Raw genomic sequence first — 10,285 nt, forward strand, 5'->3', positions numbered from 1 at the left:
TTGATGTACAATGTAATATCGCATTTTTCTTTTAAAACTATTAAGAAAGGGTAATTAGGCAATGTATATTTCGCGAATTGCCCTTGATACATTTCGTTCTTGGAATCATATAATTTGTGATTTTAAACCTGGAATAAATGTTATATATGGCAATAATGGTTTAGGAAAAACCAATATTGTAGAAGCATTAGAAGTTACTGGTACTGGAATAAGTCACAGAACATCTTCGACATTGCCTCTTATTAAAAAAGGCTGTGAAAAATCAATAATAAGAATAAATACAATTAATAACGAAATAAATTATAAAAAAGATGAAACAAATACTGATTTAAATGATATTTCATCTTTAGAAAGTAATTTAGATCAAACAACTTATGAAATAGATCTTTACTTAAAAGGTTCTAATAGAGCACATATAAATTCTGGTAAAGCATTATATGTTAAAGACATTATTGGATTGTTGCCAATAGTTTCTTTTACTCCAAGAGACCAATTTCTTATAATTGGTGATCCTAATGTTAGGCGTACTTTTATCGATCAAGCTGGATCTTTGTTAGTACCAAATTATGTGCAAATATTGCAAGAATTTAAGCATATTTCTAAACAGCGTGCTGCACTGCTAAAAAATATTAGAGATTATTCATACAAAAATCAGACAGTTTCATTATCCGGATTAGAAATTTGGACTGGTAAATTTATTGAAAGTGGCATTAACTTAACAAAAGCACGCCAAGAAACTGTGCAAATTATTAATAAATATTTCAAAAATATAATTAAATCTTTTACTAATGAAGAAAATACGGAAATAATATATGTTCCTTCTTTTGAAGAAGTATTATTTGAAAAAAATAGTGATGAAAATATTGAAAATAATAACGAGCTTTTTTCTAAAATAAGTGAGCATTTTCAACGTATTTATGAGGGAGAGCTAGCTAGAGGATGCAACCTTATTGGCCCTCATCGTGATGATATTGACTTTGTTATTAATAATATTTCTGCTAAAGATTTTGCTTCGAATGGTGAATCTTGGACAATTGCAATAGCTTCAAAAATGGCATTATGCAAGGCGTTAGAAGAAAAAAATAATAATAAACCTATTGTTATTCTCGATGATGTATTTGCACAACTTGATGAAAATAGGCGCATAAGAATATTAAATTTTGCACTTAATCAAGGTCAAGTTTTTATTACTACTTCTTCTCTTAGTGACATTCCTAATGAAGAATATATTAAAAAAACGAATCTTATAAATATTGGAAAATTATTAGAAAAAAATAATGAAATTAATAATTTTAGTGAAGAGCATAATAATATTTTGCTTGATTTAATAGAACAAAGAAAAAATAAGCAGGAGGAAAAGTAATGATTCCTGTCAATATTCTTTTAAAAATTGATACTCGAAAATTGCCTGCAATTATTTTTGATCCTATTAATAAGAAAGCTGAACGCGAAAATAATCGTGAAAAAAATGCAGAACAAGCTTGGGAAAATTTTGGAAAACCTGGTAGAGATCCTAAATTATTCTGCGGTATTTTAAAAAATTTTGCTTCTGAAAGTAATTGGAATAGTCAACTTTCTATAGCAAAATTACGTTCTTCTTGGCATAAAGTAGTGGGGGAAAGCATTGCAAAACATTGTGAAATAAGTCAAGTTGTAAATGGTGTGCTTATTGTTCGTGCTCAATCAACAGTTTGGGCAACTCAACTTTCTTATTTAATTCCACAATTAAAAGAAAAAATTAATAATAACCTTGAAAATATTGAAATAAAAGAAATTAAAGTTATTGGTCCAACAACGAGTGGATTAGGATTTTTAAGAAATAAATTTTAATAAAATTATTATATTTTTTAAAAATAGTAAAAATGCCTCTTTCTGAAGAGAGGTCATACTATGTGTGTAGAATGTCATGTATTATGGCTAAAACGCTAGAATCCCCTTTTATGTGCTTTCTAGCATGTGTTGGCTCTATAAATGCCTTTTAATATGAGGCAATTTGTGAAGGGACCTAAAGTGGCAAACACGGAAGATAATTCGATGGATGATGCCGTTGAAGAGCATAAACTCGATGATGCTCAACTCGATGATTCACTTGCTCCTGAACATTATGATGCGAGTGACCTTCGTGTTCTAGAAGGATTAGAGGCAGTTCGTATTAGACCAGGTATGTATATTGGTTCTACTGGTCCTCGTGGATTGCATCATTTGGTTTATGAGATTGTTGATAATTCTGTTGATGAAGCTTTGGCAGGATATGCTTCGCATATTGAAGTAACAATTTTGCCTGATAATGCTATTCGTGTTGTCGACGATGGTCGAGGTATTCCAGTAGATGAAGTGCCAGGCGAAGGTGTTTCTGGTGTTGAAACAGTTATGACTAAACTTCACGCTGGTGGTAAGTTTGGCGGCGGCGGTTATGCTGTTTCTGGTGGTTTACACGGTGTAGGTATTTCTGTTGTTAATGCACTTTCTACTCGTGTAGAAATTGAAGTTCGTCGTCAAGGATTCCACTGGACTCAAACTTATGTTGATCAGCATCCAACTGCTCCTTTGGCAAAAGGTGAGCCAATGGCAGAAGGAGAATCAACTGGAACTTCTGTGACTTTCTGGCCAGACGGAACAATTTTTGAAACAACAGTTTATGATTTTGAAACCTTGCGTTCTCGTTTCCAACAGATGGCTTTCTTAAATAAAGGTTTGAAGATTTCTTTAACTGATTTACGTAAGCCAGATGAAGCTGGAGATGAAGTTGCAGGTGATTCTGAATCTTCTAGTGAAGAAAAGCATAGAAGCGTAAGCTACAGGTATGAGCATGGTATTAAAGACTATGTTGATTACTTGGTTAAATCTAGAAAAGCTGTTCCTGTAGAGCCAGATGTTATTGACTTTGAGGCTGAAGATCTTGAAATTGGTATTTCTGCGGAAATTGCTATGCAATGGACTGTTGCTTATTCTGAAGCAGTTCACACTTTTGCTAATACTATTTCAACTACTGAAGGCGGTACTCACGAAGAAGGATTCCGTGCAGCACTTACTACTTTAGTTAATCGTTATGCTCGCGAAAAGAATATTCTGAAAGAGAAAGATACTAATCTTTCTGGTGATGATGTTCGCGAAGGCTTAACAGCAGTTGTTTCAGTAAAGCTTACAACTCCACAGTTTGAAGGTCAGACTAAAACAAAGCTTGGTAATTCTGAAGCTAAGACTTTTGTGCAAAGAGTTATGACAGAAAAGCTTGGAGATTGGTTTGATGCTCATCCAAATGAAGCAAAAAATATTATTCAAAAAGCTATAGAAGCTTCTCGTGCTCGACTTGCTGCTAAAAAAGCTCGCGAAAATACTCGTCGTAAGTCTATTTTTGAAACTGCTGGAATGCCAGATAAGTTGAAGGATTGCCAGTCAAGTAATCCTGAAGAATGTGAATTATTCATAGTCGAGGGTGATTCTGCAGGTGGCTCAGCAATTCAAGGTCGCGATCCTATTACGCAAGCAATTTTGCCTTTGCGCGGTAAGATTTTGAATACCGAACGCGCTTCAATCGACAGAATGATGAAGTCTGAAACTATTGAATCCTTAATTACTGCTGTTGGTGGCGGTTATGGTGAAGACTTTGATTTAAGTAAGGTTCGATATCACAAAGTTATTATTATGGCTGATGCTGATGTCGACGGTGCTCATATTGCTACTTTGAATTTGACACTATTCTTCCGCTATATGCGTCCTATGATTACTGCAGGATATGTTTATGTTGCTATGCCACCTTTGTACCGTTTGAAGTGGAGCAAGGGGGCACATGACTTTGTTTATACGGATGCTGAGCGAGACAGAGTTTTAGCAGAAGGTAAAGCTGCTGGTCGTCAACTTCCTAAAGGTGAAGGTATTCAGCGATACAAGGGCTTGGGTGAGATGAGTTATCAGGAGTTGTGGGAAACAACAATGGATCCTGAACATCGTATTTTGAAGCAAATTCATATTGAAGATGCTGCTCGAGCTGATGAAACATTCTCCATGCTTATGGGTGATGAAGTAGAGCCTCGTAGACTCTTCATTCAAAGAAATGCTCATGATGCAAGGTTTATTGACGCTTAAAAGTATTAATTTATTCGAAAATATAAAAAGAAAAAACTTTAATTTTTATAAGATTAAGAAGGAATTGAAGTGGTAGACGAAATAAATTCCGCTAGTGATGATGCTGAGCGAGATCAGCTTCCAGATGGTTCAATGGAACCACAGAGCCCTCAGGAAGCAGATAATACTGATTATGGCTTAATGAAGGGTGCTCGCGTAAAGAACATGGATTTGCAGCAGGAAATGCGCGAATCTTATTTAGCTTACGCATTATCTGTTATTGTTGAGCGTGCTTTACCAGATGTTCGTGATGGTTTGAAGCCTGTTCACCGTCGTGTTATTTATGCAATGTATGACGGAGGATACAGACCTGATCGAGGATATAACAAGTGCTCTCGCGTTGTTGGTGATGTTATGGGTAAGTATCACCCTCATGGTGATTCTGCTATCTATGACACTTTAGTGCGTATGGCTCAGTCTTGGTCAATGCGCTATATGCTTGTTGATGGTCAAGGAAACTTTGGTTCTCCTGGTGACGATCCTGCAGCAGCAATGCGTTATACGGAATGTCGTATGGCGCCATTGGCTATGGAAATGGTACGAGATATCGATAAAGATACCGTTGATTTCCTGCCAAATTATGATGGTAAAACTCAAGAGCCTACAGTTTTGCCAGCTCGTTTTCCAAATCTTTTAGTTAATGGTTCTGCTGGTATTGCTGTTGGTATGGCAACCAATATTCCACCTCATAATATGCGTGAAGTGGCTGATGGTGTGCACTGGGCTTTGGAGCATCCTGATGCAAGCAATGAAGAACTTCTTGAAGCTTTAATTCAGCGAATTAAAGGACCTGATTTCCCTACTGGAGCAACGATCTTAGGGCATAAGGGAATTGAGCAGGCGTACCGTACAGGTCGCGGCTTAATTACAATGCGAGCAGTAGTTAATACTGAGGAAATTAAGGGACGTATGTGCTTGGTTGTCACCGAGCTTCCATACCAAGTTAATCCTGATCGCTTAGCTGCTTCTATTCGTGAAGCTGTACGAGATGGAAAAATTCAAGGTATTGCAGATATGCGCGACGAAACGTCTGGACGTACTGGTCAGCGTTTGGTTCTTGTTCTTAAGCGCGATGCTGTTCCAAAAGTTGTTTTAAATAACTTATATAAGCATTCGCAATTGCAGCAAACTTTCGGCGCAAATATGCTTGCTTTGGTTGATGGCGTTCCTAGAACTTTGAGTTTGGATGCTTTTATTCGTCATTGGGTAAATCATCAGCTTGAAGTAATTGATAGGCGTACACGTTACTTAAAGCGTGAAGCTGAAGAGCGAGATCATATTTTGCAAGGCTATTTGAAAGCTTTGGATATGATCGATGAAGTTGTTGCTTTAATTCGTTCATCTAAAGATGTTGAAACTGCTCGTACTGGTTTAATGAATTTGCTTGATGTTGATGAAGTTCAAGCAGATGCCATTCTTGCAATGCAACTTCGCAGACTTGCAGCTTTGGAACGTCAGAAGATTCTCGACGAGCATGAAGATTTGATGATCAAAATTGCTGATTACAACGATATTTTGGCAAGCCCAGAACGTCAGCGCAAAATTGTTGGCGATGAACTTGATGAAATTGTTGCAAAATATGGTGATGATCGCAGAACTAAGATTCTTCCATTCTCTGGTGAAATGAATGTTGAAGATCTTATTGCTGAAGAAAACGTTGTTGTAACCGTAACTCGTGCAGGCTATATTAAGCGCACTAAGGCAGACGAGTATCGTGCTCAACACCGTGGTGGTAAAGGTATTAAAGGCGCTAAATTGCGTGAAGATGATGTAGTTGATCACTTCTTCTTAACTTCTACACACAATTGGTTGCTCTTCTTTACTAATCGTGGTCGAGTTTACCGTCTGAAAGCTTACGAACTTCCAGAAGGATCTCGCGATTCTAAAGGTCAGCATGTTGCTAATCTGTTGCAATTTACTCCAGGAGAAACAATTCAAGCAGTATTATCAATTCCAAATTATGATGTTGCTAAATACTTGGTATTGGCAACTCGTTCTGGAAAAGTTAAGAAAACTGCTTTACAAGAGTATGATTCTCCACGTCAAGGCGGTTTGATTGCTGTACGCTTGATGGCAAATGAAGAAACAGGTGAACCTGTTGATGAGCTCATTGGTGCAGCTTTGTGCAACCCAGAAGATGACATTATTCTTGTTTCTAAGCTTGGAATGAGTTTGAAGTTTAGAGCAGATGATGAACAACTTCGACCAATGGGTCGTCAGACTGCCGGTGTTCAGGGTATGAGATTCCGTGAAGGTGACGAATTACTCGATATGGACGTTGTTGCAGCAGAAACTAGTAAAGATCTTCTTGTTGTCACTAATGAAGGTTTTGCTAAGCGAACTGCTATTGAAGAGTATCGTTTGCAAGGAAGAAACGGCTACGGTGTTAAAGCTGTTCAACTTGCAGAGGGTCGCGGTTCTTTGGTTGGTGCCTTGATTGTTGAAGAAACAGATCAAGTAATGGCAATTATGAAGTCCGGTAAGGTAATTCGTTCTGACGTTAATGAAGTGAAGCGCACTGGTAGAACAACTCAAGGTGTGACTTTAGCTAAGCCAGATAAGGGCGATGAAATTATTTCTATTGCTCGTAATGAAGAAACGGATGACGAAGAAAATCAATTAGAAGAAAAAGAAGCTACTTCAGAAAATGAGGAAGCTTAAGAAACTTCTTATAAGGAATAATATTAATAATATTATTTCGTAAAAATTTGAGAGTACTAATAAAAACTGTTCTAGTCTGTTTTTATTGGTACTCTCATTGGTATAATGACACTGATTATAAGCAAATTAATAAGAGAAGGAACACTGAGATGAGCGAAAATTTTGAGCCATCGCAAAATCCGATGAATATGAATGAGGAATCTGCAGGATTTTTGTCTAATAACACAGAATTATATGCAGAAAAAATGGTTCCTTCTAATGAAGCTAATCATTCAAGTGAAGAAAATAATTTTGATGAAGTATCTGGTAATTCTTCTTTAGGAAATATCGTTAAAAATTCATCATCATCTGCACGTGTTAGTGGTAGTTCCAATACGTATCGTCGTACAATTGGTGGCGTTGCTTCATCCATTTCCAATAAATCAAACGCAACAAAATCAGGACGTGTTCCGCGTGCTCGTCGTATGAGTCTTTCTTTAGTAAGAGTAGATGCATGGTCCGTAGCAAAAGTAACATTCCTTCTAAGCGTTGCAGGAGGAATTATTCAAGTTATTGCTGCAGGTTTGATATGGTTGTTCTTGAATATGATTGGTGTATTTGATCAAGTAACGCAGATTGTTTCTTCTACAGGCTTGGATAGTAACGGTTTTAATCTTGCAGATGTGTTCTCACTACCAACAGTATTAAGTGCTGTAACTATTTTTTCAATTGTAGAAATAGTCATAATAACCGTATTATCTGCAATAATCGCACTTCTATATAACGTTGTTGGTTCATTAGTTGGAGGAATTCACATTACTTTAGGTGACGACTGATAGTGTGAATAATTTAGTTTTGATTAATAAAATTCCCACTGTTTACTAAGAAGCAGTGGGAATTTTTATAAGAAAAATAAAGAAATTAGCGTTTCACTAGTTCGTCACGAATATCTTGTAACAGTTGAATAGTTTTTTCTTCACGTTCTTTTCTTTTTTCTTCTTCAGTTTTTTCATGTTCAATTTGCAACAAATCTGCACCAATTTCACGTAATTTATTAATAGGTAAAACAATGCAGAAATAAACTGCTGTAGCAATAATAAGGAAATTCAATAATGCTCCAATTACTGCGCCGAAAGAAATTGTTGCACCATTCATACTAATAGTCAGAACGCCATTAAGTTCTGGCTTTCCGCAAATCATTGCAATAAGAGGATTAATAATATAATTAACTATCGTTGTTACTACTGCAGTTACTGCACTACCCATAACAACACCGACAGCCATATCGATTACGCTGCCTCTTAAAATAAATTTTTTAAATCCTTTTATCATTAGTATTTCCTTACTTTTATATTATTGGATATTAGATTTTGAATTAGAATCTAGTACTTGTTCTTAGTAAGTAGATTTGTCATTATTTCTGTTGTCAATATATAAATTATGACGCTGGAATGAGCGCAAAATTGCAACAGAAAGTAGCGGATATATAATTGCTGCAGCTAATACATCCGTAGGGAAATGAGCAGCGACAATAATACGTGAAACAGCAACTATAACAACAAGAATTGCGCTAAAAAGTAATCCAAATTGAACTGACGATGGTTTATTAATGTAAAGAATTAACATTGCCATAACGCAAACTGCTACAGCTGCTGAAGTATGACCACTTGGGAAACTTGGATCAGGTGGTAATTTAATATTCAAACCAATGTACGGACGCGGACGATTTACAGCAAATTTAACTGCAAAAATATAAATCATAGGAAGAAGCGAAATTAAAAGTTGAATTATTGTAATCTTCCAATTTTTATTTATAAATAATGAAAGAGCTGCTAATAAAACAAGTATTGCTATGCAACCTTTAGTTGAAAAAATCAAAGCTAATATTTTTGAAATACTGAGAATTACAGATGGAACGCTTTTATGGAACCAAGCGACTATTGAAGATTCGTAAGTGCGCTCTTTACTCGTAACTAGCAATGCTTTTCCTAAGCACGGAATAACAACTGCAAGTAATAGTGTAAAAATGGTAGCGGAATTTCTAGTGAAAACCGATAATCCGCTGTGATTACTGTTATTTTTCTGCATCATACTTGTTAAGATTACACGCACAATGATGTAAATGCACGTTGGAGAGTACGAAATAATATGTATAAAAAAGAAAATATATTAGAAGAAAAGCGTGTGGGAGTTGAACACCGTACCCGGTGACGAGTACTATGATGAACAGATAGAAAGGGTTTACCATGAGTGTGTTTGACCGATTTGAGAAGAGCGTGGAAGGTGCAATGAACGGCGTCTTCGCAAAATTCGGCTCCAAAGATTTACAGCCAGTCGATTTTTCGAGTGCTTTGGAACGTGAAATTGACGCTGAAGCTATGCCAATTGGCAGAGATCACACAGTTGCTCCAAATGAGTACCGTTTTAAGCTGAGTACGCCTGATTTTGATCATATTGAACAATGGGGCAGTGAAGCATTAGCTAATGAGCTTGCAGATAATCTTACTCAATATGCTAAGAGTCAGCATTATGCTTTCGTAGGACCTGTAGTTGTTATTTTTGAAGAGGATTTGGAATTAACTAAAGGTAATTTCCATTTGACATCCGAATCTGTTCAAGGTAATGCTGTTCCTGTTACCACAGATGATCAGCAACAGAATCATCCTATGCTTGAAATTAATGGTAACCAGTACTTGCTTACAAAGGATCGTACTATTTTAGGACGTGGATCTGGTTGCGATATTGTAATAGATGATCCAGGCATTTCTCGTCATCATCTTGGTATTGATATAACTCCTGACGGTGTTATTGCTCGTGATCTTGGATCTACTAATGGTACATATGTAGAGGGTCATCAAGTTCCTGCAGCAACATTAGTTGATGGTAACACTATTACTATTGGTCGTACGCGTATTCTTTATTGGGCATCGTCTCAAGACCAGGAGTAGTGAGTATTTCCGAGCTAGGAGACGATAACGCGCATGATGTTCACTGAATTAACGTTCGCAATACTTAAGTATGGCTTTCTAGTCTTACTTTGGATTTTTGTATGGTGCGCTATCCGTTCGCTTCGCTGCGATATTGAGGTATTTAGTCCTAAAAAATCTCGTTTTTGGAAGAAAAATTCTCGTCGTAATTCTCGTGAAGCAAAGTTTTCACAAGTTGTGCAAGTACATGAAACGCCAGTATTTACAAAAGCAGAAAATCAAGAAAATACGTACGGTTCTCCAACTTTGTTAGTTGTTATTGACGGACCTTTGGCAGGCTCTTCATTCCCATTGAACGCTGCTGGTGTAACTCTTGGTCGTGCTGCGTCTAATACAGTCGTATTAAACGATGAATTTGTATCTTCGCATCATGCTCGTGTTTATTTTAATCAGTCAGTTAATTCTTGGGTTCTTGAAGATTTAGGCAGCACAAATGGAACCATGATTGGTCATAATCGTGTTACCGAACCTGTTATATTAGCTCCACGTACTTCTGTGCGAATTGGAGCAACAATGTTTGAATTGAGGTAATA

The 10,285-nt window shown here is 36.6% G+C and carries 9 protein-coding genes; 7 read left to right on the forward strand and 2 right to left on the reverse strand.

Features of this window, described 5'->3' with window-relative positions; genetic code table 11:
• Positions 1-61 precede the first annotated feature (61 nt).
• The 5 genes from recF to AC1EK3_RS05085 all read left to right on the forward strand — a co-directional run bounded on the left by recF (position 62) and on the right by AC1EK3_RS05085 (position 7,601).
• A complete protein-coding gene (recF, locus tag AC1EK3_RS05065; RefSeq protein ID WP_415687578.1) occupies positions 62-1,363 on the forward strand; it encodes a DNA replication/repair protein RecF in 1,302 nt (433 codons plus the stop codon).
• Entirely contained in the window at positions 1,363-1,830 is a 468-nt protein-coding gene (locus AC1EK3_RS05070) for a DciA family protein (RefSeq protein WP_391496116.1), read from the forward strand. The genes recF and AC1EK3_RS05070 overlap by 1 nt, the downstream gene beginning before the upstream one ends.
• A gap of 180 nt (positions 1,831-2,010) precedes the next feature.
• A complete protein-coding gene (gyrB, locus tag AC1EK3_RS05075) occupies positions 2,011-4,086 on the forward strand; it encodes a DNA topoisomerase (ATP-hydrolyzing) subunit B (protein WP_391496115.1) in 2,076 nt (691 codons plus the stop codon).
• A 69-nt stretch (positions 4,087-4,155) separates the two neighbouring features.
• Positions 4,156-6,786, forward strand: a complete 2,631-nt coding sequence (gene gyrA / locus AC1EK3_RS05080) for a DNA gyrase subunit A (protein ID WP_415687580.1) — start codon at positions 4,156-4,158, stop codon at positions 6,784-6,786.
• Positions 6,787-7,031: 245 nt separating this feature from the next.
• On the forward strand, positions 7,032-7,601 hold the full coding sequence (locus AC1EK3_RS05085; RefSeq protein WP_391496432.1) for a DUF3566 domain-containing protein: 570 nt from the start codon (positions 7,032-7,034) through the stop codon (positions 7,599-7,601).
• An 85-nt stretch (positions 7,602-7,686) separates the two neighbouring features.
• On the opposite strand, the gene mscL is transcribed toward AC1EK3_RS05085, so the two are convergent.
• Positions 7,687-8,097 carry a large conductance mechanosensitive channel protein MscL gene (mscL, locus tag AC1EK3_RS05090; RefSeq protein ID WP_415687582.1) on the reverse strand — a complete coding sequence of 137 codons (411 nt, stop codon included), beginning with the start codon at positions 8,095-8,097 and terminating at the stop codon, positions 7,687-7,689.
• A 63-nt stretch (positions 8,098-8,160) separates the two neighbouring features.
• Positions 8,161-8,856 (reverse strand): phosphatase PAP2 family protein, encoded by a 696-nt coding sequence (locus AC1EK3_RS05095; RefSeq protein WP_391496113.1) that lies wholly within the window; start codon positions 8,854-8,856, stop codon positions 8,161-8,163.
• Between the two features lie 155 nt (positions 8,857-9,011).
• On the opposite strand from AC1EK3_RS05095, the gene AC1EK3_RS05100 reads away from it, so the two are divergent.
• Both AC1EK3_RS05100 and AC1EK3_RS05105 read left to right on the forward strand, forming a co-directional pair.
• On the forward strand, positions 9,012-9,713 hold the full coding sequence (locus AC1EK3_RS05100; protein WP_004119721.1) for an FhaA domain-containing protein: 702 nt from the start codon (positions 9,012-9,014) through the stop codon (positions 9,711-9,713).
• A gap of 33 nt (positions 9,714-9,746) precedes the next feature.
• Entirely contained in the window at positions 9,747-10,283 is a 537-nt protein-coding gene (locus tag AC1EK3_RS05105) for an FHA domain-containing protein FhaB/FipA (RefSeq protein WP_116442549.1), read from the forward strand.
• Positions 10,284-10,285 lie beyond the last annotated feature (2 nt).

This window comes from Gardnerella sp. C0026F2, from assembly GCF_056590715.1.